General features: G+C 72.9%; 22 protein-coding genes. 4 read left to right on the top strand and 18 right to left on the bottom strand.

Going from position 1 to position 23,308, the window contains the following annotated elements; translation table 11 throughout:
* The first annotated feature begins 26 nt into the window (after positions 1 to 26).
* Complete coding sequence (locus EIY87_RS41710) at positions 27 to 437, top strand: hypothetical protein (RefSeq protein WP_125315478.1); 411 nt, start codon at positions 27 to 29, stop codon at positions 435 to 437.
* On the opposite strand, the gene EIY87_RS41705 is transcribed toward EIY87_RS41710, so the two are convergent.
* Positions 430 to 1,020 carry a TetR/AcrR family transcriptional regulator gene (locus tag EIY87_RS41705; protein ID WP_125315477.1) on the bottom strand — a complete coding sequence of 197 codons (591 nt, stop codon included), beginning with the start codon at positions 1,018 to 1,020 and terminating at the stop codon, positions 430 to 432. The genes EIY87_RS41710 and EIY87_RS41705 overlap by 8 nt on opposite strands.
* A gap of 37 nt (positions 1,021 to 1,057) precedes the next feature.
* Here EIY87_RS41705 and EIY87_RS41700 point away from each other — a divergent pair, with 37 nt between their 5' ends.
* A complete protein-coding gene (locus tag EIY87_RS41700) occupies positions 1,058 to 1,402 on the top strand; it encodes a cupin domain-containing protein (protein WP_125315476.1) in 345 nt (114 codons plus the stop codon).
* A 36-nt stretch (positions 1,403 to 1,438) separates the two neighbouring features.
* Here EIY87_RS41700 and EIY87_RS41695 read toward each other — a convergent pair whose 3' ends face one another.
* The 11 genes from EIY87_RS41695 to EIY87_RS41645 all read right to left on the bottom strand — a co-directional run bounded on the left by EIY87_RS41695 (position 1,439) and on the right by EIY87_RS41645 (position 13,394).
* A complete protein-coding gene (locus tag EIY87_RS41695; RefSeq protein WP_125315475.1) occupies positions 1,439 to 2,452 on the bottom strand; it encodes a pectinesterase family protein in 1,014 nt (337 codons plus the stop codon).
* A 62-nt stretch (positions 2,453 to 2,514) separates the two neighbouring features.
* Positions 2,515 to 3,285 carry a pectate lyase gene (locus tag EIY87_RS41690; protein ID WP_125315594.1) on the bottom strand — a complete coding sequence of 257 codons (771 nt, stop codon included), beginning with the start codon at positions 3,283 to 3,285 and terminating at the stop codon, positions 2,515 to 2,517.
* Positions 3,286 to 3,494: 209 nt separating this feature from the next.
* Positions 3,495 to 4,772 (bottom strand): pectate lyase family protein, encoded by a 1,278-nt coding sequence (locus tag EIY87_RS41685; protein ID WP_125315474.1) that lies wholly within the window; start codon positions 4,770 to 4,772, stop codon positions 3,495 to 3,497.
* A 10-nt stretch (positions 4,773 to 4,782) separates the two neighbouring features.
* Positions 4,783 to 5,709, bottom strand: a complete 927-nt coding sequence (locus tag EIY87_RS41680) for a DUF6807 domain-containing protein (RefSeq protein WP_125315473.1) — start codon at positions 5,707 to 5,709, stop codon at positions 4,783 to 4,785.
* Positions 5,706 to 6,983, bottom strand: a complete 1,278-nt coding sequence (locus EIY87_RS41675) for a Gfo/Idh/MocA family protein (RefSeq protein WP_191984458.1) — start codon at positions 6,981 to 6,983, stop codon at positions 5,706 to 5,708. Before EIY87_RS41675 ends, EIY87_RS41680 begins: the two co-directional genes overlap by 4 nt.
* Positions 6,983 to 8,110, bottom strand: a complete 1,128-nt coding sequence (locus EIY87_RS41670) for a Gfo/Idh/MocA family protein (RefSeq protein WP_125315471.1) — start codon at positions 8,108 to 8,110, stop codon at positions 6,983 to 6,985. The genes EIY87_RS41675 and EIY87_RS41670 overlap by 1 nt, the downstream gene beginning before the upstream one ends.
* Positions 8,107 to 8,889: a DUF624 domain-containing protein gene (locus EIY87_RS41665; protein WP_125315470.1), complete on the bottom strand. Its 783-nt coding sequence runs from the start codon at positions 8,887 to 8,889 to the stop codon at positions 8,107 to 8,109. The genes EIY87_RS41670 and EIY87_RS41665 overlap by 4 nt, the downstream gene beginning before the upstream one ends.
* A gap of 4 nt (positions 8,890 to 8,893) precedes the next feature.
* Positions 8,894 to 9,739, bottom strand: coding sequence for a carbohydrate ABC transporter permease (locus EIY87_RS41660; protein ID WP_125315469.1), 846 nt, complete (start codon positions 9,737 to 9,739; stop codon positions 8,894 to 8,896).
* The gene (locus EIY87_RS41655; RefSeq protein WP_125315468.1) at positions 9,736 to 10,698 is read right to left on the bottom strand and encodes a carbohydrate ABC transporter permease; all 963 of its coding nucleotides are present in this window, start codon (positions 10,696 to 10,698) and stop codon (positions 9,736 to 9,738) included. Before EIY87_RS41655 ends, EIY87_RS41660 begins: the two co-directional genes overlap by 4 nt.
* 3 nt (positions 10,699 to 10,701) lie before the next feature.
* Positions 10,702 to 11,994 (bottom strand): ABC transporter substrate-binding protein, encoded by a 1,293-nt coding sequence (locus EIY87_RS41650; RefSeq protein ID WP_225440368.1) that lies wholly within the window; start codon positions 11,992 to 11,994, stop codon positions 10,702 to 10,704.
* Between the two features lie 212 nt (positions 11,995 to 12,206).
* Positions 12,207 to 13,394 (bottom strand): Gfo/Idh/MocA family protein, encoded by a 1,188-nt coding sequence (locus EIY87_RS41645; protein WP_125315467.1) that lies wholly within the window; start codon positions 13,392 to 13,394, stop codon positions 12,207 to 12,209.
* Between the two features lie 262 nt (positions 13,395 to 13,656).
* Between EIY87_RS41645 and EIY87_RS41640 the strand changes: the two genes are divergently transcribed.
* Positions 13,657 to 14,640, top strand: a complete 984-nt coding sequence (locus EIY87_RS41640; protein WP_125315466.1) for a LacI family DNA-binding transcriptional regulator — start codon at positions 13,657 to 13,659, stop codon at positions 14,638 to 14,640.
* A 69-nt stretch (positions 14,641 to 14,709) separates the two neighbouring features.
* Here EIY87_RS41640 and EIY87_RS41635 read toward each other — a convergent pair whose 3' ends face one another.
* From EIY87_RS41635 to EIY87_RS41615, 5 genes are all read right to left on the bottom strand, one after another.
* On the bottom strand, positions 14,710 to 15,954 hold the full coding sequence (locus EIY87_RS41635) for an FAD-binding protein (RefSeq protein WP_125315465.1): 1,245 nt from the start codon (positions 15,952 to 15,954) through the stop codon (positions 14,710 to 14,712).
* Positions 15,955 to 16,000: 46 nt separating this feature from the next.
* Complete coding sequence (locus EIY87_RS41630; protein ID WP_125315464.1) at positions 16,001 to 17,029, bottom strand: Lrp/AsnC family transcriptional regulator; 1,029 nt, start codon at positions 17,027 to 17,029, stop codon at positions 16,001 to 16,003.
* 144 nt (positions 17,030 to 17,173) lie between these two features.
* A complete protein-coding gene (locus EIY87_RS41625) occupies positions 17,174 to 17,944 on the bottom strand; it encodes a hypothetical protein (RefSeq protein ID WP_125315463.1) in 771 nt (256 codons plus the stop codon).
* Entirely contained in the window at positions 17,941 to 18,519 is a 579-nt protein-coding gene (locus tag EIY87_RS41620) for a papain-like cysteine protease family protein (RefSeq protein ID WP_191984457.1), read from the bottom strand. Before EIY87_RS41620 ends, EIY87_RS41625 begins: the two co-directional genes overlap by 4 nt.
* 208 nt (positions 18,520 to 18,727) lie before the next feature.
* Positions 18,728 to 19,324 (bottom strand): DUF6801 domain-containing protein, encoded by a 597-nt coding sequence (locus EIY87_RS41615; protein WP_125315461.1) that lies wholly within the window; start codon positions 19,322 to 19,324, stop codon positions 18,728 to 18,730.
* A gap of 231 nt (positions 19,325 to 19,555) precedes the next feature.
* On the opposite strand from EIY87_RS41615, the gene EIY87_RS41610 reads away from it, so the two are divergent.
* Positions 19,556 to 20,062, top strand: a complete 507-nt coding sequence (locus EIY87_RS41610) for a hypothetical protein (RefSeq protein WP_125315460.1) — start codon at positions 19,556 to 19,558, stop codon at positions 20,060 to 20,062.
* 320 nt (positions 20,063 to 20,382) lie between these two features.
* Here the strand turns inward: EIY87_RS41610 and EIY87_RS41605 are convergent, their stop codons facing one another.
* A complete protein-coding gene (locus EIY87_RS41605; RefSeq protein WP_225440367.1) occupies positions 20,383 to 23,136 on the bottom strand; it encodes an AfsR/SARP family transcriptional regulator in 2,754 nt (917 codons plus the stop codon).
* Positions 23,137 to 23,308: the final 172 nt, after the last annotated feature.

Genomic DNA, 23,308 nt, shown 5'->3' with positions numbered 1-23,308 from the left:
GAAGCGGGACCCGCCAGGATGACGCCATGAAGACTGCGATCCGAGCCGCGCTGGCGGCACTCGTGGCCGGCGTGACGGTCCTGGCGGCCCCGGCCCAGGCGGCCACCACCACCCAGAAGACGGGCGTCTGCAGCACCGGCGGCTTCGGCGGCTCGTTCACCCTCCGGTACGAGACGTCCGGCGGCTACCACCACATGCTCGGCGCGACGACGTCGTCGGGCCCGTACATCGGCGACGCGGGCAACCTGCTGCTGCGGATCTTCTACCGCGACGGCTTCACCACGCACACGATCTACACCCGCTCGATTCCGACGTCGGGGAGCACGAGCCTGACGCTGCCGTCCGGCATCAACGTGCCGGTCACCGCGGTGGGGAACGCGTCGACCACGTTCGACAACGGCACGGAATCGTGCGTCGCGACGGTGTCGATCACGTGAGGAGCGCCTCCCGCAGGATGGCCCGCGCCGACCCCGCCAGCACGTCGGCGGCCCGCGCGCGGTCGAGCCCGCCGATGTCGGTCAGCCACACCAGCGACTCGATGCCCGACGCCGACCGGATCGCGGTCGCCAGGCCGTGGACGTCCAGGTGCGGGTGCGTCTCCGCGAGCGGGGCGAGCGCCTCCTCGATCCAGCGGATCGCCCTTCCCCGGCGCAACACAGGTTGCTGGGCACCGGGCTCCAGCGACAGCCGTAACTGCGCGCGCAGCTGCGGCTCCCAGCGCAGCGTGAAGGCGATGAACTCCCGCATCACCAGCTCGAGCCGCGCGGCGGGATCGGCGGGCGCGTCCGGGGGCAGCAGGCCCGCGTCGTCCTGGATCTCCGGGTAGGCGGCGAGCAGCAGCTCGCGCTGGTTCGGGAAGTAGCGGTAGGCGGTGGTGCGGGAAATCCCGGCCGCGGCGGCGGCGTCCTCGACGGTCGGCGATCCACCCTCGGCGAGCAGCGCGTGCGCGGCCTCGACCAGCGCGGCCCGGGTGCGGCCCTTCTGCCGCCGCCTGCCAGTGGACTCATATGGTACTGCCATGCCATCATGGTACTCACGTCCCACGAAGGAGGCGGCCATGACCGGTGACCCGGCCGAGACGAACCCCGAGCTGTACCAGGTGGTCTTCGAGAACGAGCGGGTGCGGGTGCTGGAGTACCGCGACTCACCCGGCGACCGGACCGCGCCCCACCGCCACCCCGACACGGTGATGGTCACCCTGAGCGCGTTCAGCCGCCGCATCTCCGCCGGCGGCCGCGAAGTCGGCGTGGACCTGCCCGCCGGAGCCGTGCGCTGGGTCGCGGCGCAGGAGCATTCGGGCGAGAACGTCGGCACGACGCCGACGCACTCGATGTTCATCGAGCTGAAGGAGCCCGGCGGCGCGGTCGCGGGGGCTGCCTTGGGACCGGCCGGAGGTCAGTAGCCGTACGGCCGGCCCGCGTTGGGGCAGGTGGCGGCGTCAGTGCACGGGGTTCCACCCGTCGGCGCCCGCGAGGTAGCGCTGCGCGGTGAAGTTCGCGGCCTGCGCGGCGGTCAGCTGCGGCCGGTCGGTCCCGGTACCCGCGCCCGCTCCCGTGTTGCGGTACTCGAAGAACCGGGCGTCCTTCCACGAGAACCCCGACATGTCCGTCCAGGGTGCCGCCTTGATCGCCGCCGGGAGCGCGGTGTCGCGGATGACGACCTGCGCGATCGCGTCGACGTCGCCGCCGGGGTGCCACGGCCGGCCCAGGTAGAAGCTCGACGCCGCGGCCGGGCTGAGGACGCGGCTGCCCACGATCAGGAAGCCGTACGGGTTGGTGCGCCGGGTGCTGGCCGCGGTCAGGTAGCCGTTCGGGTTGGAGCCGCGGTCGAGCGCGGTGATCGTCGCGCGGTCGAACACGGCGGTGGCGCGCCCGAAGAGGAAGTCGACGTCGCCGCTGATCGCGCAGTTGCGGTAGTACTGGCGGCCGGTCGTGCCCACGGCCGCGGTGTCGGCGTACAGCGTGTCCTGGTGCCCGAGGAAGGTGACGTTGTCGAAGACCATCCGGTCGCCGGTGGTCTTGACCGCGACCGCCTGGGTGGCGGTGATCTCCGGGTGGGCCTTGCGGTCGAAGGAGTTGCGGAACGTCAGCGCCGTCGCGGTGAAGCCGTTCGCCGCGATCGTCGCGGTCGCGCTCCCCGTCGTGCCGTAGGTCGACCCGTCGGGTTTCTTCGTCCCGCTGGCGTTGTCGTAGTCGACGACGACGTCGGCCGCCTTGCCGGTGGTCCCCCGCAGGGTCACCCCGGTCTTGGCCGCGGGCACGGTGATCACCTCGTGGTAGGTGCCGGGCTTGATCGACACGGTGCCGCCGGCCGCCACGGCGTCGATCCCGGCCTGGACGGTGGTGTACGTGCCCGAGCCGTCCTTGGCGACGACGACGGTGGCGGCCGCGGGCCCGGCCGGCGGGCTGACCAGCGCCGCGAGCGTGGCCGCGACGAGCAGGGTCGTGAGCATGACGCCTCCCTGGGAACGCCGCGGGTGCCGGACGGCGGCCGGCACCCGCGGCGCGGCTCGGACTACCGGTAGGTGATGTTCGCGCTGGTGTAGAGGCAGTTCGTCGAGTCGGGACCGCTGCCGATCTTCGTCGGCTCGCCGCTGGTGACGCCCTGGTACTTCTGGCAGGGCTCGATCTTGCGGCTCGAGTCGCCGACGATGGTGATCCGCGTCAGCTTCGCGGTGTCACCGTAGTTGGTGTTGATGCCGACGAGCGCCTTGCCCGGCACGGTCGCGGTGACGTTGTCGACGACGACGTTGCGCTTGTACTGCGTCTTGCAGTTGCCGCAGGAGCGGTACAGCTTGCCGAAGTCGTTCACCTCGAAGTTCCGGATGTACATCGTGCCCGGACCGTTGTGCTGGAACACCTTGTCCGACGCCTTGCGCGCGCCGCCGCCGTCGATCGTCATGGTCTGCGAGGCGGAGGTGCCCTTGAACGTCGCCGCGTCCTCGCCGACGTCCTCCCACCAGACGTTGAGCAGCGTGCAGGTGCCGAGGCAGTGCACGCCGTCGGCGGCCGGGCTGCCCAGGACGACGTTCTTCAGCGTGGTGCCGTTGGCGAGCTGGAACAGCGGGCTCTGGCCCTCGTCCTGACCGCCGGACCCGAGGTCGCCGGTGCCGTAGAACCGCTTGAGCCCGCCGTCGTAGGTGCCGCTGGTGACCTTGATCGTCGCGCCGACCGGCACGTTCGTGCTGGGGCTGGGCCAGGTGGCGGCCGCCGCGCTCACGGCGGTGCCGGCCGCCGCCGAAACCGCGAGCGCGGCCACGGCCACCACCCGGGTCATCCGGGAAATCACTGGGGAAACCATGCATCACTCCCTGGTCTGATTCTTCAATCGGCGCTGACGGAAACGTCCGACCGGGTTGTGAAAGCGCTTTCTCGCCACCGAGTTTCGGGTTGCGGGCAGTCCGTGTCAACGTCGTTCGCCGCGGGCGGCCGGCAAGTCGCCCGGATGGTCGCCACCCGCGGCGCTTTTCAGAAAACACCGAAAGTGTCGAAACGTCAGCGCCCGTCCGGTCCGGCGGCGGCGAGCACCCGCGCGGGGACCTGCCACGCCGGGTCGAGGCGCTCGACGAAGGCGGGCGTCCACCCGGCGTCGGGGCCGAGGTCCGGGTCGTTGACCGCGTTGTACTCGGCCAGCAGGTCCACCGGCTTGGGCCACGTGGTGCCGGTCGCCACCAGCGTGCCGGTCGCGTGCAGCACCGTCCCCTTCCAGTACTTGGCCAGCGCGCCGAGCGGCACCGAAGCGGGGATCCGGAAGAAGTTGTTTTCCGCGTAGATCCGGGACTCCACGCCGACGCCGAGGGAATACGTGTACGCCGCCGCGTCCCGCACCGAGTACAGGTTGTCGTAGACGTGCACCTGCCCGTACCGGACCCGCGGCGCGCGCTGCCCGATCTCCGAAAAGAGGTTGTGGTGCACGGTGACCCGCAGCTTGCCGACGTCGTAGGTGGGCTTGTCGGTGTTCCCGATCAGCATCGTCTTGTCGTGGTCGTGCAGCCGGTTGTACGAGACCGTCACCAGGTCGGCGCCGTTCACGATGTCCAGCAGGCCGTCGTGCACCTCGTACTTCCGCCCGAAGTACGTCGGTTGCGCGGAGTTCCCGCCGTCGCCGAAGTCGTTGTGGTCCACCCAGACGTGCGTGGCGCCGACCAGGTCGACGTTGTCGTACTCGGAGTTCCAGTTGCCGTCGGCGCCGTCCAGCGGGTCCCACTGCGGGAAGCAGTCGTGCGCGTCGGCGAAGCTCAGGTTCCGGAGGATCACGTTGTCGCCGGTCACGCGCAGCGTCAGCCCGTGCAGCGTGCCGTGGTCGCCGATGATGGTCGTGTTCGGCCCGACGTCGACCACGACCTGCGCCGCCTGGTTGGCCTGGGACCGCGCGCGGGCCTCCTCCAGCGGTCCGGACGGCTCGACCTTGCCCCAGGTCGCCGGGTCGTACGCGGCCAGGTACGCGGGCAGGCTGTAGCCGGGGTCGGCGAAATCGGTGCAGCGCAGCGGCCGGTCCTGATCGTCCACATTGCCTTCGATGGTGCCGCGGACGCGGATGATCTTCGGCGCGCCCGGGTCCGCGGCGAGCGCGGCGACGAGTTCGGAGCGCTTGGTCACCGTGCGGACGCCCGGGGCGGCCGCTCCCCCGGTCGTCCCGGTGGTCGCCGCGGCCCAGCCGTCGTGCGCGCCGAGCACGACACGGCCGGGGTCGTGCCCGTGCGCCTGCGCGGGCGCGGCCGCGCAGGTGAGTCCGATCAGGGCAAGGCACCCCGCGAGAGCTTTCCACTGCATGGCAGCTCCTTCATTCGGCCGCCCGGGCCGCGAGCTCGGCCAGCCGGGCGGGATCCGGCTCGCCGTCGACGACGACGAGGTGGTGGGTCAGCGTCAGTTCCCCGCCCGGTTCGAGCAGCCACGGCCGGTGGTAGGTCGTGGCGAAGCTGACCACCGGGAACGGCTCGGCCCGGACGTACCAGGCCGTCGGGTACGCGGGGTTCGCCGGGCTGTCGGCGAACAGCAGCGTCGAGGTCCGCAGGCTGACGTCGTGGCGCCCGGTGAAGGCGAGCCACGGCGCCTGGTGCCCCATCGCGCCGTCGGCGGTCCGGCCGTCCGGGGTCCGGACCTCGCCGCCGACGAACGACCGCGGCCCGCGCCAGAACAGCCCGCCGTAGCCCGCCGTGTCCCGGCCCTCGGTGACCGGGCTCCCCCAGCGCAGCTCGCGGCCGCTGGTGTTGCGCAGCCGGCTGGTCCAGGTGAGCGTCCAGTGCCCGCCGTCGACCGAAACGTCGCCGAAGCGCAGCGTGCGGTGCTCGGTGAGCCAGCGCAGGCCGGCCGCGGTGCGCCAGGCCAGCTCGTGCCGCAGTTCGCAGTGCCCGGCCGTGGACACCAGGCTTTCCCAGCGGACGTGGCCGACGGTGCCGTTGTTGTCCAGCGGGGTGTACCCGCGGCCGCGCACGTAGGTGCGGCCGCCCCAGAAGTTCTCGCCCGACAGGTGGGCCATGGTGAACTGCAGGCCGTTGTGCCACGTGTGGTCGTGCGGCCGGACCGCGGTGACGACCTCGCCCGCGGTGGTGCGCAGCGGGTGCAGGTACGGCTTCGGCGAGTCCCCGGCCGGGGTCGCGGGCGCGACCACGTACTCGGCGAGGACGAGGTCGCCGAGGCGGACCCGCACCCGGTCGTCGTCCTCTTCGGCCAGCTCCAGCGTCCCGTCCCCGACCGCCGCCCGGCTCACGCCCGCTCCCCGATCTCGGCGAGCAGCTCCGCGACGGCGACCGGCCGTCCGCTCGCCAGCGACCGGTTGGCGGCCAGCCCGGTGAGCAGCGCCGCCAGCCCCGCGTCGTGGTCGGCCGCGCAGCCGAGGGCGTCCGGCTCGGCGTCCCCGAGCAGCTCGGCGAGCATCCGTTCGTCCCCGCCACCGTGGCCCTCGCCGAGAACCTGGTCGAGCACGACCTCGGGCGGCGCCCAGAGCCGTTGCAGCGTCAGCCGGGCCCGCCCGGGTTCGGGCCGCGTACCCGGCGGGAGGTCCGCGATGGACGCGGCGTGCTCGTTTTCCCGGACGTCCAGCTCCAGCCGTCCCTCGCTGCCGGAGAAGGCGACGCGGTAGCCCTCGCGCGGCGAATACGCGTGGAGGTGGTAGTTCAGCACCGCGCCGCCGCGGTGGCGCACGAGGACGGACAGGTCGTCCTCGATCGTGATGCCGGGCGCGAAGACGTTGCGGTCGCGTAGGTAGCCGTCCTCGGTTTCGGCGTCCCGGTAGAGCGCGCGCAGCCGGGGCGAGCGGTCGAGGTCGAGCGCGAACGGGTCGCCGGTGGTGCCGGTGCCGCGCACGTACTCCGTCCGCTGCCCGTGCTTGCGGCCGTTTTCCTCGCCGTAGAAGAACAACCGGCCCAGCGCGAACACCGTCTCGGGCCCGCTGCCGAGCCACCAGTTGACGAGGTCGAAGTGGTGGCCGGACTTGTGCACGAGCAGCCCGCCGGAGTTCGCCTTGTCGCGGTGCCAGCGGCGGAAGTAGTCGGCGCCGTGCGCGGTGTCGAGCAGCCAGCTGAATTCGACCGAGCCCACCTCGCCGATCGCGCCGGTTTCCAGCAGTTCCCGGACCCGGCGGTGCACCGGGTTGTAGCGGTAGTTGAAGGTGACGCGCACCGAGCGTCCGGTCGCGCGGCGCGCCGCCAGGATCCGGCGGGCGCCGTCGACGTCGGTGGTCATCGGCTTTTCGGTGACGACGTCGCAGCCGGCCTCGAGCGCGGCGACGACGTAGTCCGCGTGCGTGTGGTCCGGCGTGCACACCACGACGACGTCGATGCGTTCCTTCGCCAGCATGGCGGTGAAGTCGTCCGGCCGGTAGCCCGGCACCGCGGTGCCGAGCCAGCCGTTGTGGACCCGCATGCGGGTCTCGGACGAGTCGCAGAAGGTGGCCAGCTCCGCCCGCGGCGAGCCGGCCAGTGCCCGGGCGAACAGCCCGGCCCGCGAGCCCAGCCCGACGATCGCGTACCTACGCACCACCATCACCTCTCTCCCCGGCGCGCGCCGGCGCCGGTCCAGGGCAGCCCGAGTTCGGAGAAGAGGGCGAGCCGCTCGGCGGCGGTGTCCACGGCGGCGTCGATGCCCGGCACGACGTCGTGCCGGTCCGCCCCGGTCCCGACGGCGCGCACCCACTCGGCGGGCAGCGGCCGCGGCTCGGGCGCGTCGCGGACCGCCTCGACGAGCGCGGTGAAGGCACGGGTCGCCGACAGCGGCGCCCGCAGCGGGACGCCGTCACGCACGTGCTCGACGAGGTTGACCAGCAGGTCTTCGGGCGGGTCCACCGGCGTCGGTGTCCCCCGGATCTCGAGCCGGTCGGTCTTGTACTCCCAGCGGATCCGGCCTTCGGTGCCGTGCACGAGGACGTAGGGCTGGTGGTCGGCCGCGGCGGCGAGCGTGGCCGCGACGACGACGTCCGGCGCGCCGGCGAAGGCGAGCCGCGCGCAGGCCGTGTCGTCGGATTCGATGGCGCGAGCCCGGTAGAGCTCGACGGTCAGCTGGTCCGGGAGCAGGTTCGCGGTGCCGTTGAGCAGCAAGGCGGTCGCCACGGCGTGCGCGAAGGGATTGGTGAGGGCGCCGTCCACGACCGGCTGCCCGCCGACGCGGCGCCGTCCCGCCCACCCGGTCCGCCCGAAGTACCGGTCCCGCCGGATCCACGCCCCGGCGGCGGCGATCCCGGTGACCGTCCCGATTTCGCCGTCCGCGATGGCGGCCCGGACGAGCGGGACGGCGGCCGAGCCGAAGCTCTGGAACCCGGTCTGGCAGGCGAGGCCGCGGTCGCGGGCGAGCCGTTCGAGTTCGCCGAAGCCGCCGAGGTCCAGGACCGGGGGTTTCTCGAGCAGCAGGTGACAGCCGGCTTCGAGCGCGACGCGGGCGAGCGGCAGGTGGGTGTGCGGCGGAGTCGCGACGACGGCGATGTCCGCGACGAGTTCGTGGGGGTCGCCGGTCAGCTTGGCCCCGGCGGGCAGGAGCGCGCGGGCTTCTTCCGGCGGCTCGCGGACGTCGCACGCGCCGGCGAGCACGATCTCCCCGCGATCGTGCAGCGCCCGCGCGCGGCGGAGGTGGGTGAGCGCGTGCCCGGCGGTCCCGAAGACGACGACGGCGGGAATCACGACCGCCCTCCGGTCGCGACGGCGGCGAGGCACAGCGGCCCGGCGACGATGAAGGCGAGGATGGGCAGCATCCAGACGAGCACGGCGGAGAGCCCGACGGCGGCGGCGAGCAGCGCGGCGCTACCGGGCGACGCAACGGTTTCCCGCGCGGCGGCAAGGGTTGCGCGGCGCCAGGGAGTGGCGGCACCGCTCGAGCCCGCGCTCGGCCGCCCCATGGCACCCGCCATTCCAGCGGCGCCCCCGGCAGCCTGCTCGCCCGGACCGCCAGCGGCAGCCGCACCCGGCCGCCTCGCAGCACCGGCGGCCAGCGACACCACGCCCGGCTCGCCAGCGGCAGCCACGCCCGGATGTCCCGCGGCCACAGCCACCCCAACGCTCGGCGACACCGCGCCCAGCCCTGGGCCGCGGGTGGCCACCACCTCGCACGTCCGCGCCGCGGCCACCACCGCCGCTCCGGCCAGCACCCCCAGTACCGGCCGAACCAGTCCCGCGCCCGGCAGCGACCCCGCCACCTCCAGGTCCACCGCGAACACCACCACCGCCACGACACAGCCGACCCCGAACAGCACCCCACCACGGACGACCGATCGGAAGTCCGCCCAGAACGTCGTCCACAGTGGACCGCCCACCCCACGCCGGGAGCGATCGACCGCACGGCACCCCGCCACCAGCGCGGGCGCCGCCGTCACCACCGGCACGGACGCCACCGCCACCAGCAATCCCGCCAGCAGGCAGTCCGAGAACTCCCCCAGCCCCGCCCGCCACGTCGCTTCGCGCATCCCCTCACCCCTTCAGACCACTCGTGCTCACGCCCTCCACCAGCAGGCGCTGGAACGCGAGGAAGAACAGCACGATCGGGACCAGCGCGAGCGCGGACATCGCGAACATCGCGCCGAAATTGGACTGGCTGCTGGTGTCGACGAACAACCGCAGGCCCAGCGGCACCGTGAACTTCTCCGTGTCGTTCAGGTACACCATCTGCGTGAAGAAGTCGTTCCACGTCCAGATGAACGTGAAGATCGACGTCGTCACCAGCGCCGGTTTCGACAGCGGGAGCACCACGTGCCAGAACGTCCGGTAGACCGAGCAGCCGTCGATGATCGCGGCCTCGTCCAGTTCCCGCGGGATGCCGCGCATGAACTGCACGATCAGGAACACGAAGAACGCCTCGGTCGCCAGGAGCTTCGGCAGGATCAGCGGCACGAACGTGTTGACCAGCCCCGCCTGCTGGAAGATCACGTACTGCGGGATCAGCGTCACGTGGTAGGGCAGCATCAACGTCGTGATCATGAACGCGAACAGCGCGCCGCGGAACCGGAAGTTCAACCGGGCGAAGGCGTACGCGGCCAGCGAGCACGACAGCACGTTCGCCACCACCGACAGCCCGGCCACCAGGAACGAGTTCAGGAAGAAGCGGCCGAACCCGACGTCCGCCGCGCCCTCCCAGCCCTTGGTGTAGCCGTCGAAGACGAACCTCGTCGGCAGCAGCGCCAGCCGGGACAGGATCTCGTCCGGCGGCTTGACCGACGCGAACGCCAGCCACACCAGCGGGTACAGCACCACGGCGACGATCACCAGGCAGAGCACGTGCCAGCCGAACGACCGGGCCGTGCGCGGGAGCGCCGTCATGTGCGCTCCTCGGCGTCGTCGTAGAACACCCACAGCTTCGCCGTGCGGAAGACGATCGCCGTCACGATCGCGATCACCGCCAGCAGCACCCACGCCATCGCCGACGCGTAGCCCATCCGGAAGTCCTGGAAGCCGACCTCGAACAGGTAGAGGGTGTAGAACAGGTCCGCGTCGGCCGGGCCGCCGCGGCCGCCGCCGATGACGAACGCCGGGGTGAACGCCTGGAAGGCGTGGATGGCCTCCATCACCAGGTTGAAGAAGATCACCGGCGACAGCATCGGCAGCGTGATGTGCCGGAAGCGGCGGAACGCGCCGGCGCCGTCGATCGCCGCGGCCTCGTGCAGCTCCGCCGGGATCTGCTTGAGCCCGGCCAGGAAGATCACCATCGGCGCGCCGAACTGCCACACGCCCAGCAGCACGATCGAGGCGAGGCTGAACTGCGGGTCGTCGACCCAGCTGGGCGTGTGCCAGCCGAAGAACGCCAGCACCTCGTTCACCGGGCCGCCGCCCATGAACAGCGCCCGCCACACCAGCGCCGCCGCGACGCTGGCGCCGAGCAGCGAAGGCGCGTAGAACGCCGCGCGGTAGAAGCCGTTCGCGCCGCGGCGGGTGTTCAGCAGCATCGCCACCAGCAGTGACACCGTCAGCTTCAGCGGCACCGAGACCAGGACGTAGATCAGCGTCACCTTCACCGACTGCAGGTATCGGTCGTCGTCGGTGAACATGTGGGTGAAGTTGCCGAAGCCGACCCAGTCCGGCGCGGTGAACATGTCGTAGTCGGTGAACGACAGGTACAGCGACACGACCATCGGGCCGACGGTCAGCGCCACCGCGCCGAGCAGCCACGGCGTCAGGAACGCGAAGGCCTCCGGCTGGCTCTTGCGGCGGCGCCGGGCCGGCCGGGCGCGCGCGGCCGGTTCGGCGGCGACCGGCGGGTCCGGGGTGCGCAGGGTCGTCATCGGCTAGGACAGCCCCTTCTCGGCCTCGGTCATGAACCGGTTCACGGCGTCGTCGATGCTCATCCGGCCGAACGCGACCTCTTCGTACGTCCGCTGGAGGAGCTTCTGGATCGCGCCGGCGCCCTTCGGCGGCACCGGTGGCGCGGCCCCGAGCTTCGGTTCGAGCGCGGCTTCGTAGTCGTAGAGGGTCTTGTCGTTGCCGGTCGCCGACCCCGCCAGCTGCGCGCGGACCTTGAGGTTCGGGGCCAGGCCGCGGTCGGTGCCGACGATCTTGCCGACCTCGGCGTCGTTCACCAGGAAGTCGACGAGCTTCGCGGCCGCCTCCTGCTGCGCGCTGCGGGCCGAGACGGCCAGGAACATCGACGGCCGCCGGTACTGCCCGGTGTCGCCCGCCTTGTCGGTCGGGTACGGCGCCACGTTCAGCGGCTTGCCGTTCGCCTTCTGGTAGGCGGGCAGCAGGTTGTCGTAGGCGAACTCCGAGCTGGTCAGCTTCTTGCCCAGCGGCGACTGCTCGGGCGAGGTGTTGTAGGACGCCGTGACGTCCGCGGGCGAGCTGCCCTTGGCGTCGCGGAAGCCGCTCGCGAGCTGCCAGTAGCGGCGCAGGTCGTCGGCGGTGAAGCCGAGCTTGCCCTCGGGGGTGTAGAACTGCTTGCCCTGCTGGCGCAGCCAGATCTCCAGCGTCGTGTCGAGGATGCCGAAGTCGGTCGCGCCGCGCGCGGCGAACCCGCCGGCGGCGCTGACCTTCTGCGCCGCGTCGGCGTACTGCTGCCAGGTCAGGCCCTTGGCCGGGTCCGCGCCCGCCGCGGCGAACGCCGCCGGGTCGTAGATCATCGCCGGGGTGTTCTGCGCCCACGGCACGGCGTACCGCTTGCCCTGGTACACGCCGGTGGCGGCCAGCTCGGGGTTGACGTCGGCGAGCGAAATCGCCTTGCCCGCGCCCTGGTTCAGGTCGGCCAGCACGCCCCGGCCGCCGTACTCGGCCAGGTACCGCGTGTCGACGTTGAGCACGTCCGGTGGCTTGCCCCCGGCCGTCTGCGTCGCCAGCTTCTCCCAGTACGCCGCGTACGCCGAGAACGACGTCTGCACCTTGATCTTCGGGTTCTTCCGCTGGAACAGCTCCACGGCCTTCTTCGTCAGGTTCGCGCGGCCGTCGCTGCCCCACCAGACGAAGGTGATGGTCACGTCCCCGTCGCCGGAACCGGAGCCCGAGCCGCACGCGGCCACCCCGGTCAGCAGCAGGGGAACCACCACGGCCAGCGCGGCGAGCCGGGTCCCACGCACAGTTGTCCGCCCCATCGATTTTCTCCGTCCTCAGCCGGTCAGCACTTTTCTGAAAACGCTGTCAGCGCGCTCACGGTAGGCAGTGCGCCACACCGGTGTCAACGGTCGATCCGGGACTACAACCCTTGTGCAGCAATGCTTTCCACAAAAAGAAGGCACGTCGAGAAAGCGCTTACAGCAACCGGGTGGATGACCGGGGCCGCCAGCGCGAAGGGCACCGGCGCGGGCTATCCGGTGCGGTGGGCGGTCCCCGCCGTCCGCGCGGCGCTCGCCCACGGGACGCCGATTTCGGAGAACAGCGCCAGCCGGTCCGCGGCGACGGCGACCTCTTCGCCGATCCCCCGCACCACCGGGTGCCGGCTCGCCCCCTCGCCGACTGTGCGGATCCAGCCCGCCGGGATCCGCGACGGCGACGGCGCGTCCCGGACCGCCCCGACCACCGAGGCGAACGCCCGGGTCCGCGCCAGCGGCGCGAGCAGCGGCACGCCGGCCGGGTCCCGGTGGTGGGCCACCAGGTTGCGCAGCAGGTCGGCCGGCGGCCCGAGGTGGACGCGCTCGTCGTCGATCTCCAGGCGGTGGCTCTTGTACCAGAACTTCGCGCGCCCCTCGGTGCCGTGCACGACGACGTAGGGCTCGTGGTCCTGCTCCGCGCACAACGACGCGGCGACGACGACTTCGGGACCGGCCGCGAACCGGATGCGCAGGCACGCGGTGTCGTCGGCTTCGATGTCGCGCGTGCCGTAGAGCTCGAGCGCGATCTCCGCCGGGTCGTGGCCGCCGACCCCGCCGACGAGCAGCGCGGTGGCCACGGCGTGGGAGAACGGGTTGGTCAGCGCGCCGTCGACCACGGCCTCGCCGTCGAGCCACCGGCGGCCGGCCCACGGGTTGCGGCGGTAGTAGGCGTCGGTGCGGATCCACGCCCCGGCCGCCCCGACGCCCACGACCTCGCCGAGCCGGCCCGCGGCGATCGCCGCCCGGAGGACGGGCAGCGCCGGGGAGCCGAAGCTCTGGAACCCGGTCTGGCAGGCCGCGCCGGATTCCGCGGCCAGCCGGGTCAGCGTGGTGAACCCGGCGAGGTCGAGCACCGGCGGGGTTTCCAGCAGCAGGTCACCGCCCGCGCGCAGCACCGCGCCGCCGACCCGGACGTGCGCGTGCGGCGGGGTCGCGACCACGGTGATGTCGGGGCGGCACCGGCGGAGCAGGTCGTCGACGCCGAGGTGCGCGGTGGCTCCCTCGGGCAGCAACGCGACCGCCGCGGCGGACGGCACCCGGATGTCGGCCATGCCCGCGAAGCGCACCAGCCCCTCGTCGTGCAGGATGCGCGCGCGGTGCAGGTAGCTGAACGCGTAGCCGGACGTGCCGACGACGGCCAGCCTCGGCGGGTCCGCGGCGGTGCGGCTCCGGCTCCCCGACATGGGTCTCCGATCGGCGGGGCCCACCCGGGCCGCGCGGAAGGTGACGAAATGGGTCAGGCGTACGGGAGAAAGTTCCGGTCGTCACGGTAAGGCGTGCCCGACAGGGGTGTCAATGTTCGTCGAATTCATCGAAACAATGGTACTCCGAACGGCGGCGCACGTTTCGAGATAGCGCTTACTGGAAACATGCCGCGAGTTTGCAGCATTTGTTGACAACGCTACCGCGCGTTTCCATCATGGTGCAGGACCATGAGGAGTTGCCGTGACCGTGACGATTCACGACGTCGCCCGCCTCGCGAACGTGTCGATCTCGACGGTGTCCCGGGCGTTCACGTCACCGGATCTGGTCCGGCGGCAGACCCGCACGCGGGTGCTGGCCGCGGCGACCGAACTGGGCTACCACGCGGTGGGCACGCCGCAGCCGGTGCCCGCCGCGCGCACCGGGCACATCGGCATCGTGGTTTCGGATCTGGGCAACCCGTTCTTCACCGGCGTGCTCAACGGCGTCCAGGCCCGCGCGCGCCAGGACGACATCGCCGTGCTGTTCGCCAACAGCGACGAGGACCCGGCGATGGAGCAGAACCTGGTCCGCCGGATGGCGAAGCAGGTCGACGGCGTCGTGCTGTGCAGCCCGAGCATGACCGACGACCAGCTCCGCGCGCTCGCCGGGCAGACCACGCTGGTGCTGCTCAACCGCGAGGTGGCGGGCATCCCTTCAATCGTGATGGACGCCGCGGACGGGATGCGGCAGGCGATCCAGCACCTGGCCGCGCTCGGCCACCGCCGCTGCGCCTACCTCGGCGGCCCGCGCGCGTCGTGGGCCAACCGCGCCCGGCGCCACGGCCTGGCGGAGGCGGCCGAGCGCCACGGCACGGACGTCGTCGAGTTCGGCCCGTTCCCACCGGTGTTCGAGGGCGGGCTGCAGGGCGCGGACCTCGCGCTCGCGGCGGACGTGACGGCGATCGTCGCCTACAACGACCTGGTCGCCTTCGGCGCGCTGGCGCGGCTCAACGCGCGTGGCGTGCCGGTGCCGGACGAGATCAGCCTGGTCGGCTTCGACGACCTGGTCTTCGCGGCCATCTCCGCACCGCCGCTGACGACGATCGCGATGCCGACGGAGGCGGCGGGCCGCGCGGCGGTGACGATCCTGCTGGGGTTGCTCGACGGCGAGGCCGACGAGCGCACGGCGCAGGTGCTCGACACCTACCTCATCGTGCGCGCGACGACGGCTCCCCCGGCGGGCTGAAGGGGACTTTCCTCTCATCAGATGCAAGGAAAGTCCCCTTCAGCTCATCACATGCGATGAACGTCCCCTTCAGCCCGTGCCGCTGAAGACGTGCCGGTCCAGGAACGGGTTCCGGAACTTGCCGCCGGGGTCGAGACTCGCGGCCAGCGCCCGGAAGTCGTCGAGCCGCGGGTAATCGCCGCGGACGTCGTGGAAGAGCTTGCCCCAGTGCGGCCGCGCGCCGAACCCGGCCAGGCGTTCCTCGAGGACCGGGAGGACCGCCTCGACTTCCGCCTGGCGTGGCTGCCAGGTGAAGTGCAGCGCGACCCGGTCGCCGCCGTGGCACGGGCTCAGCCACAGCTCGTCGCCCGCGATCGCGCGGATCTCCGACACCAGCAGCAGCGGCGAGACGAGATCGGCGAGTTCGCGGACCGCGGCGATGGCGGCCGTCGCGTGCTCGTACGGCACGAAGTACTCCGACTGCAGCTCGTCGCCGACGCTCGGGGTGAACTCGAGCGCGAAGTGCGGCAGCCGCTGGTGCCACGGGCCCGGCACCCCCTGCTGCGGCGTGCAGTTCCCGGCCGTGATCCCGGCGGCGTGCGCCGGGTGCCGCGGGCCGTCGGCGGGGACCGCGCCGAACAGCTCGCCGCGCTCGGTGAAAGCGCCCTCCCGGCTCTTGACCCACGCCAGGTCGATGGCGTCGTTCGCCCAGTTCGTGAAGAGGCTGACGCTGTACCCGGCGTCTTCGATCTCGTCGAAGTGCCGGTACGCGGCCTCCCACGGCAGGGCGTCGAAGACGTCTTGCCGGACGTCGAACGCGGGCACCACGTCGAGCGTCAGCCGGGTGACGACCCCGAACGCGCCGAGCCCGACGACCAGCCCGGGGAACTCGGGGTCGGCGCGGGTGAACGTCCGGAGCCCGCCGTCGGCGGTGACCAGCTCCAGCGCCGAGACGGCCGCGGCGAGCCCCGGCTGCCGCCGTCCGGAGCCGTGGGTGCCGGTCGCGACGCTGCCGGCCACCGTGATGTGCGGGAGCGACGCCAGGTTGGGCAACGCGAAGCCGGCGGCGTGCAGCTGCTCGGCGAAGTCGCCGTAGCGCGCGGACCCGCCGACGGTCACCGTGCCGTCGCCGATCTCCACCCCGGTGTCCAGCGCGCTGAGGTCCAGCAGCGTCCCGCCCGGGGAGTCCGCGATGTCGTTGAAGCAGTGGCGGCTGCCGAGCGCCTTGACGCGGCTCGCGCCCGCGACGGCCTCCCGCACTTCGTCCACCGTGCGCGGGGTCAGGACGGCGCCCGCCGCGTAGGTGTGGTTCCCGGCCCAGTTCGACTCGCCCACCCGTTGTGTCCTTCCCCGCGCCGGAAATCCGCCTCCGACCCTACGCTCAGCGCGCCGGGATGATCGCCTGGTGGGTGCCGCCGAGGCCGTGCGGGCTGAGCAGGCGGCCCATCCGCTTGGGCATCCGCAGCGTGATCGCGCGGTCGACGACGCGGGCGCCCGGTGCCGCGGCCGCCAGCGCCGCCTCGTAGGCCGTGCAGCCGGCCGGCTCGCGCAGCCACGCCGACACGACCAGGTTGCCCTCCCCCACGACCGCCGCCGAAAGCCGGGTTTCCGGCAGGTGCGCGATCGCCGTGCCCGCGCGGTCGAGATCGGACGCGGGCACGTCGAGGCGGTAGCCCGCGATCACCGGCCAGCCCGCCGGCACGTGCGCGAGGTCGCAGCGGAAGTCCAGTTCGTGGTTGCGCACCATCCGCGCCAGCGCGCGCCGCACCGCCGACTCGCTCATCCGGCAGTCGCGGGCCAGCTCGGCGTAGCTGCGCCGCCCGTCCTCGCCGAGGGACTCCACCAGCGCGCGCAGGTCGCGGTCGTTCCACTGCTGCGGGACGACGAGCCGGGCCTGCTCCGCGGTGTCGTCGAGCACCGCCCGCTGCTCCGGGGCCAGCGCGTTGACCAGCCACCCGCTGCCCTCGCGGTAGACGCGCGTCGCGACGGCGAACCGCACCTCCAGCACCCCGGGCAGCGCCCCGATCCGGCCGGTGACCAGCGCGTCCAGCGCGTCGAGGTCCCGCGCGGCCAGCGACAGGTACAACCCGAAGCGGCTGGTGGTGCGCTCGACGCTGAACACCGCCGGCCAGCCGCAGAGCTCTTGCGTGAGCGCGACGAGGGCGTCCGGGCGGCAGGCGACGTCGACGTACCCGACCGTCGTGGTCGGGGCGGTGACGTACGCGGTGAGCCAGGCGAGCCCGGCCGCCTGCAGCCGGTCCCAGCGGCGCGCCGCCGTCGTGGCATCGGTGCCCACGGCGGCGGCGATCCGGGTCCACGGCGCCCGCGGGTCGCGCTGCAGCGCCTCCACCAGCGCGAGGTCCGACGCACTCGGCCGCGCCGGCTCCGGCGGGGCCGAAGGAACGGGCATGGCGCATTGTGCCCTGATCATGATCACCTGCCAAGAGCCGCCGGCCGCGGCGCGTGGTCTGCCCGGTGCCGTGGGAATGTCATGAAAGGGTCGTTCATGTCGTCTGGCCAGGTGAACGACCCTTTCATGACATCGCGGACCGTCCTACTGGCGCCGCAGCCGCGGCACCACGACCGCGCCCGCCGCCAGCAGCACCACCCCGCCGAGCACGAACGGCAGCACCGGGACCTCGCCCGGCTCCGCGGCCGGGACCGCGCGCTCGCGGCCGCCGTAGCCGCCGCCCGCGCCGTCGCGGTCGTACGCCGAGCCCGGCAGCTTGTCCGCGTACCGGTCGTGCAGCGCCGCCCGGTAGTCCGCCAGCGCGAGCTTTGTTCCCGCCGCCAGGCCCGTGACCGAGCCGTCGAGCACCGTCACGGCGTCGCCGTGGACCGCGTACCAGGCGTTGACCTGCGGCTCGTGCAGGAGGTAACCCCCGGCGGCGGCCTGGGCGTAACGCTGCTCGTAGTCGCCGGACGCGACGTTCACGACGGTCCAGGCCGGGCCCTGCCGCTCGGCCCAGACCGTCGCTTCCGCACCGTCGCCGGTCCGCGCCGGCACGGCGACGTAGGCGAGTTCGGCCGGGACGTCCGACTTCCCCGCGACGAACGCCGCCGTCGGCTCGTACACCGCGACCTGGGTGCGTGGGTCGGCCTTCGCGGTGTTCGCCGTGGCCGCCGCCGCGTGGGCGCCGGGGAACTTCGTCGAGGCCAGCCGGTCCACCGTCGCCCGGCTGCCGGTCAGCTGCCCGATCGCGGCGGTGTCCGCGGCGGTCGGGGTGCCGGCCGGCCCGTTCGCCGCGCTCGCAGCCCCGGTGGTGGCGAGCATCGCGGCGCCGGCCAGCACGGCCGCGCCCATCGCTTTCCGCAGCACGCTCATCCCTCGATTCCGTACACGGTGTGGGTCCACTGGAACTGGGTGTTCGAACGGTAGGTGTCGTAGTTCATCGAGTTGTAGCGGCTGTTGTTCGGCCACGGGTCGCCGTATTCGACGCGGGTGGCGCCGTTGGAATTGTCGTAGCCGTAGAGCACGTGCATGTGCCCGCCACCGGAGCGCCAGCCGATGCGGGTGCCGATCGGCTGCCCGGCGTCGATCTGGTTCTTGATGCCGGTGAACGTGAGCGTCTGCCCGTTCGAGTTGTACGTCCCGGCGCTGGTGAATCCGAGGTAGCGGAACACCCGCTGCTGGTCGGACAGGTAGCCCTGGTTGTTGGCGCAGTCGCTGCCGGACTCATTGTGCGCGATCTGGCAGAACCGGGTCTGGGTCAGGGAATGGCCCCAGTAGTCGGCGATGGTGTTGCCGCTGGCGTCCCAGCACCACTGGTCCTTCTGCTGGGCCTGCATGGTGATGCCGAGGTCGGTGCGCGCGGCGGCCGCGGTGGCCGGCGCCTGCAGCGCGACGGCGGCGGCCGTGGCGGCCGAAAGGATCGCGAGTCCACGAAGGACTCCTGGCATGGTTTTCACGAAGGTGGACCTCCAGCCGGTGACGAGGCGGTGTGGTGGCACGGAATACTCCGCGCCCCGCCCGTGCATCCGGTACCTACTAAGGGAGGAACACGTTGGGGAGGAACGGTTTCCGGTGGATCCCGGCATTTCCCGTGGTGCCGGATTCCGGCACCGGCTCACCCCCGCCGGGCGGATTCCGGCGGGGGTGGGCCCCGCGTCAGTTCACGGTGGTCGTGCCCAGGGTCGCGTCCTGGTCCGGCGGGTCGAGCGTCAGGTCGACGTCGAACTCGCCGAGGCTGCTGTCGGTGACGACGTGGGTGGCCGCCGCCGCGTCGACGCTGCTCGTGGCCTCCCCGGCCGGGGTGCCGGCCGGGACGGTGAAGTCGACTTGGCCCTGCGCGGTGAACTTCAGGGAGCCTTCGGCGGGCACGGGCGTTTCGGGGATGGGCAGCTCGATCGGGATCGCCACCGACTGGCCGGCGATGGCGACGTTCACCTGGGACTTGATCGCGCCGGACACCTTGGTGGCGCCGACCAGCCGCAGGCCGTCACCGGCGGCCTGGCCGGCGTCGACGTCGAGGCTGAACGGCACCGAAACCGGCGTGCCCGCGGTGGCGGTCGCCGGGATGTCGGCCTTGACCACCACCGACACCTGCTGGTCCCCGATCAGCGGGAACCCGCCCTTGTAGGTGAGCGTTTTCTCGGCCGCGGCGGCCGGGCCCGCACCCGCCACGGCGATCGCGCCCGCCAGCACCGCGGCCATTCCCATTCCGAGGAATCGGCGGCCGGTTTTCCGCACGAGGGTTTCCGTCATATCGGATCCTTTCATCGTCGAACGGACTTTCGGATAGTAGGTGAGAAACTCCCCAACCGGCCATTCTCCTTTTCCGTTTCCGGAGAATTTGTCATGCGCGTTGGCCGGTGCCGGTGCGGTTTTTGTCACCCGCCGGCGAGAGCGGCGGTGTAGTGGCGGTGTAGCGGCCGCGCGCAGGGTTCTCCCCGACGCCGGGGCACGCCGTCCCGGTCTACTGAGGGAGACACACCCATGCGAACCATCTGCCAGGCGGCCGCGCTGTCGGCCGCCCTGCTGTTCGGCGGCGCCAGCGTCGCTTCGGCCGCCACCGCGCCGACGGAGGTGTACTCGGAGGTCACCGCGGCCGACATCGCCGACCCGGGCGCCGTCCTCACCGACTCGGCCGCCGACCTCGTCGCGGCGCGGACGGCGAACCAGGCGATCTCGTGGTTCTCCAGCCGCAACGGCAGCACCGCCTACCAGGGCTACTGCGAGCGCGCGGTGCGCCTGGCCTGGAACCGCACGACCCACCACGCGAGCGCGATCGAGCACTGGCGCTCCTCGGACGGCGCCCGCCACACGACCGGCACCCCGCCCCGCGGCGCCTTCGTCTTCTGGAACATCTCGGCCTACGGCCACGTGGGCATCGCCGACGGCAACGGCGGCGTCTGGGCGACGAGCGTCAACGGCGCCATCGGCCACGCCCGCCAGGGGTACTTCGCGCACTACCTGGGCTGGAAGCCGGGCAACAGCAACTGAGCACGGTCGCGCCGGGCGTACCTGGGGGTTACGCCCGGCGCGGGGGCCGAAACACCGGGCGGCAAGCCGCCTCCGGCGACCGTCTCACGGACGACTCCGACGCGGGCACCCGCCCGCACCCCGTCTGGCTCAAGCGCGGGTGGCCGCCGACGGGCCGACGGCCACCACCTCACGAGCGATCCCGGAACCGGCCCGCCCAGCACCCGGCCGCACCCCGCTCGGCTCGACGGCACCGGCACGCGCACCACCCGGCCGCGCCCGGGTTCAACGGCACCGGCCCGCCCAGCACCCGGCCGCAGCGCGCGCCGAACCCACCCGGCTCAAGGCCGGGTCGTCGCCGTCGATGGACTCCGCCTCCGCTGGGCCTGCTCCAGCAACGCCAGTCCCGTCGTTTCCCCTTGCCGGTTCCCGGTTTCCCGGAACACCCGCAACGCCCGGTCGCACACCCCGCGCGCCTGCACCGGCTCCCCCGCCGCCAGCAGCGTCTGCCCGATGCCCAGCAACGCGTACGCGCTGCAGCGCTCGTCGTCGAGGTCCTCCAGGATGCTCAGCGCCAGCCGCAGGCACGCCAGCGAATCCGGCAGCCGGCCGGCGTCGCGGTGCAGGGTGCCCAGCTCGGTCAGGACCTTCGCCTCGCGGTGCGGGTCCGCGATCTCGCGCGCCAGGTCGCGGGCCCGCCGCAGCCACGTGTCTGCCTCGGTGAACTCGCCCAGCAGCGCGTACGTCGAGCCGATCGCGTTGCGCATCTGCGCCACGCCGGTCCGGTCGCCCGCCTGCTCCAGGCCGGTCAGGGCCCGCCGGTAGTACTCGAGTGCCTCGCGCGGGCGGTCGCGGACCCGCGCGACCGTGCCGAGGCCCGCCACCGCCAGTGCTTCGCCGCGGACGTCGCCCAGTGAGCGGAACAGCGCCGCCGAGCGGTCCATGTCGGACACCGCCGCCTCGTATTCGTCGTGGTACAGCCGGACCTGGCCGAGGCCGCGGTGCAGCACGGCCGCGCCCGCGACGTTGCCCGCCGCCTCGACCGCCGCGAGCGCCGTCAGGTGGCTGCGGCGCCACTCGTCGTACGCGCCGCGCAGGTCGTAGAACGGGACCGCCGCCGCTGTCAGCTGCCAGGCCAGCTCGTCGAGGCCCGCGTCCGCCGCGAGCTGGACCGCGCCGGCGAGCAGCTTGCGTTCGGCCGTGAACCACTCCAGCGGCGCGGCGGGCAGCTCCGGGCTCGCGGCGGGCAGCGCCGGTCCCGTCATCGCGCCGAACGCCGGTGGCAGGCCCGCGGCGGCCGTCTTCGCCAGCGCGAGCAGCACCGACAACACGCGGGAAAGCGTTTCCCGCCGCACCGAAGCCGGCTCCTCCGCCAGCAATTCCGCCGCGTAGCACCGAAGCAGGTCGTGCAGCCGGTAGCGCGGCTGGCCGCCCGCGTCCCGGCCGGCCAGCGAAACCAGGTTGGCGTCGACGAGCACGTCGAGCACCTCGTGCGTGTCCTCGCGGCCCAGCACGGCGTCGACCACCCAGCTCGGGAAGTCCTGGGCGCCCAGCACCGCCGTGCGGCAGAACGCGGTCCGCGCCCGCGCGGGCAGCTGCCGCAGGCTCAGCTCGAAGCTCGGCCGGACGCCGAGGTCGCCGACGCGCAGCTCGCTCAGCCGGCTCGACTCGTCGGCGAGCCGGTCGTGCAGCGTCCGCAGGCTCCACGCCTGCCGCCCGGCCAGCCGCGCCCCGGCGATCCGGATCGCCAGCGGCAGGTACCCGCAGCAGCGCACGATCGCCGCCGCTTCGGCCGGTTCGCCGACGACGCGGTCCGCGCCCGCGACCCCGGCCAGCAACGCCGACGCCTCGCGTTCGCCGAACACGCCGAGCTCGACGTGCTTCGCGCCCGCCAGCTCCGGCAGCCGTCCGCGCGTCGTCGCCAGCACCGCGCACCCCGCGTCGGCGGGCAGCAGCGGCCGGACCTGCGCGGCCGTGGCGGCGTCGTCGAGCACGAGCAGCATCCGCCGCCCGGCCAGCCGCGAGCGGAACAGCGCCGCCCGCTGGCCGAGCCCGGCCGGCACGGCGTTGCCGGTGACGCCCAGCGCGTGCAGGAAGTCGGCGAGCACTTCGGCCGGTTCGCGCGGGGTGCCCGTGCCGGCCAGGTCGACGTACAGCTGGCCGTCCGGGTACCGCTCGGCGAGGCGGTGGGCGACGTGCATGGCGAGCGCGGTCTTGCCGGTGCCGGGCGCGCCGGTCAGCACCACCGGCGCCGGGCCGACGGCGGCCTCCAGGTCACGGACGTAGCCGTCGCGGCCGGTGAAGTCCGGCAAGTCGGCCGGGAGCTGCCGGACCGGCCGCGGATCCGGCGAAGGCGCCTGAAGCGGTTCGCCGGACAGGATCGCGGCCTGCAGCGCCCGCAGTTCCGGTCCCGGCTCGACGCCGAGTTCGGTGACCAGGCGCTCCCGCGCGGTCGAGTACGCCCGCAGCGCTTCGGCCCGGCGGCCCGCGCCGGTGAGCGCGAGCAAGTACTGCTGCCACAGGCGTTCCCGGTAGGGGTGCTCGGCCAGCAGCACGGTCAGCTCCGCGATCGCCGGGTCGTGGCGGCCCAGCGACACCTGCAGCGCCAGCCGTTCCTCGACCGCGGCCAGCCGGTTCTCGACCAGCCGCCCGAGTTCGGCGTCCCACGCCGGCGCGGTGGGCAGGTCCTCGAGGGGATCGCCGCGCCAGAGCGCTTCGGCTTCGGCCAGCAGCGTCAGCGCGACTTCCGGCGAGTCCGCGCGCTTCGCGTCACCGACGAGCCGGGTGAACCGGTGCGCGTCGACGGCGTCGGGATCGACGGCCAGCGAGTAGCCCGGGCCGTGGGTGCGCAGGAGCGTGTCCGGCAGCAGGCGGCGCAGGCGCCAGACGTAGGTCTGCAGGTTGGCGGTGGCCGATGTGGGTGGTTCGCGCGGCCAGATGGTCTCGACGAGCTGGCCGGGCGGCACCGTCCGGTTCGCGTTGAGCAGCAGGTGCGCCAGCAGCACCCGCTGCTTCGCCCCGCCGAGCGGCAGCGGCCGGCCGCCGACCGTCACGGTCAGCGGTCCGAGCAGGTGGAACCGCACTTCTGGCGCCATCGAGCCGGACTCTAACGAGGGGCCGCCGCGGCCGTGGGCGATTCGCTGACATCGCGGGCGCCGTTGTCACTCGGTTGGCAGCACACTGGACCGGACGGCCCACGACGAAAGTCGCGTCCTTGATCAACCGACTATCGGCGGGTTTCGGAGATTCACCCACAGCCGTGACGGT

Source organism: Amycolatopsis eburnea, from assembly GCF_003937945.1.
Classification (GTDB): Bacteria; Actinomycetota; Actinomycetes; order Mycobacteriales; family Pseudonocardiaceae; genus Amycolatopsis; species Amycolatopsis eburnea.
Note: the sequence above shows the minus strand (reverse complement) of the source record. Positions and strands in the feature narration are given on the sequence as shown.

What these genes read in the sequence shown, in the direction of transcription:
- EIY87_RS41625 (WP_125315463.1), bottom strand. Translation starts at nt 17,944, where the DNA reads ATGAGCGTGCTGCGGAAAGCGATGGGCGCGGCCGTGCTGGCCGGCGCC.
- EIY87_RS41655 (WP_125315468.1), bottom strand. Translation starts at nt 10,698, where the DNA reads ATGACGACCCTGCGCACCCCGGACCCGCCGGTCGCCGCCGAACCGGCC.
- EIY87_RS41675 (WP_191984458.1), bottom strand. Translation starts at nt 6,983, where the DNA reads ATGGTGGTGCGTAGGTACGCGATCGTCGGGCTGGGCTCGCGGGCCGGG.
- EIY87_RS41620 (WP_191984457.1), bottom strand. Translation starts at nt 18,519, where the DNA reads ATGCCAGGAGTCCTTCGTGGACTCGCGATCCTTTCGGCCGCCACGGCC.
- EIY87_RS41645 (WP_125315467.1), bottom strand. Translation starts at nt 13,394, where the DNA reads ATGTCGGGGAGCCGGAGCCGCACCGCCGCGGACCCGCCGAGGCTGGCC.
- EIY87_RS41610 (WP_125315460.1), top strand. Translation starts at nt 19,556, where the DNA reads ATGCGAACCATCTGCCAGGCGGCCGCGCTGTCGGCCGCCCTGCTGTTC.
- EIY87_RS41710 (WP_125315478.1), top strand. Translation starts at nt 27, where the DNA reads ATGAAGACTGCGATCCGAGCCGCGCTGGCGGCACTCGTGGCCGGCGTG.
- EIY87_RS41695 (WP_125315475.1), bottom strand. Translation starts at nt 2,452, where the DNA reads ATGCTCACGACCCTGCTCGTCGCGGCCACGCTCGCGGCGCTGGTCAGC.
- EIY87_RS41605 (WP_225440367.1), bottom strand. Translation starts at nt 23,136, where the DNA reads ATGGCGCCAGAAGTGCGGTTCCACCTGCTCGGACCGCTGACCGTGACG.
- EIY87_RS41665 (WP_125315470.1), bottom strand. Translation starts at nt 8,889, where the DNA reads ATGCGCGAAGCGACGTGGCGGGCGGGGCTGGGGGAGTTCTCGGACTGC.
- EIY87_RS41650 (WP_225440368.1), bottom strand. Translation starts at nt 11,994, where the DNA reads ATGGGGCGGACAACTGTGCGTGGGACCCGGCTCGCCGCGCTGGCCGTG.
- EIY87_RS41700 (WP_125315476.1), top strand. Translation starts at nt 1,058, where the DNA reads ATGACCGGTGACCCGGCCGAGACGAACCCCGAGCTGTACCAGGTGGTC.
- EIY87_RS41660 (WP_125315469.1), bottom strand. Translation starts at nt 9,739, where the DNA reads ATGACGGCGCTCCCGCGCACGGCCCGGTCGTTCGGCTGGCACGTGCTC.
- EIY87_RS41630 (WP_125315464.1), bottom strand. Translation starts at nt 17,029, where the DNA reads ATGCCCGTTCCTTCGGCCCCGCCGGAGCCGGCGCGGCCGAGTGCGTCG.
- EIY87_RS41705 (WP_125315477.1), bottom strand. Translation starts at nt 1,020, where the DNA reads ATGGCAGTACCATATGAGTCCACTGGCAGGCGGCGGCAGAAGGGCCGC.
- EIY87_RS41685 (WP_125315474.1), bottom strand. Translation starts at nt 4,772, where the DNA reads ATGCAGTGGAAAGCTCTCGCGGGGTGCCTTGCCCTGATCGGACTCACC.
- EIY87_RS41615 (WP_125315461.1), bottom strand. Translation starts at nt 19,324, where the DNA reads ATGACGGAAACCCTCGTGCGGAAAACCGGCCGCCGATTCCTCGGAATG.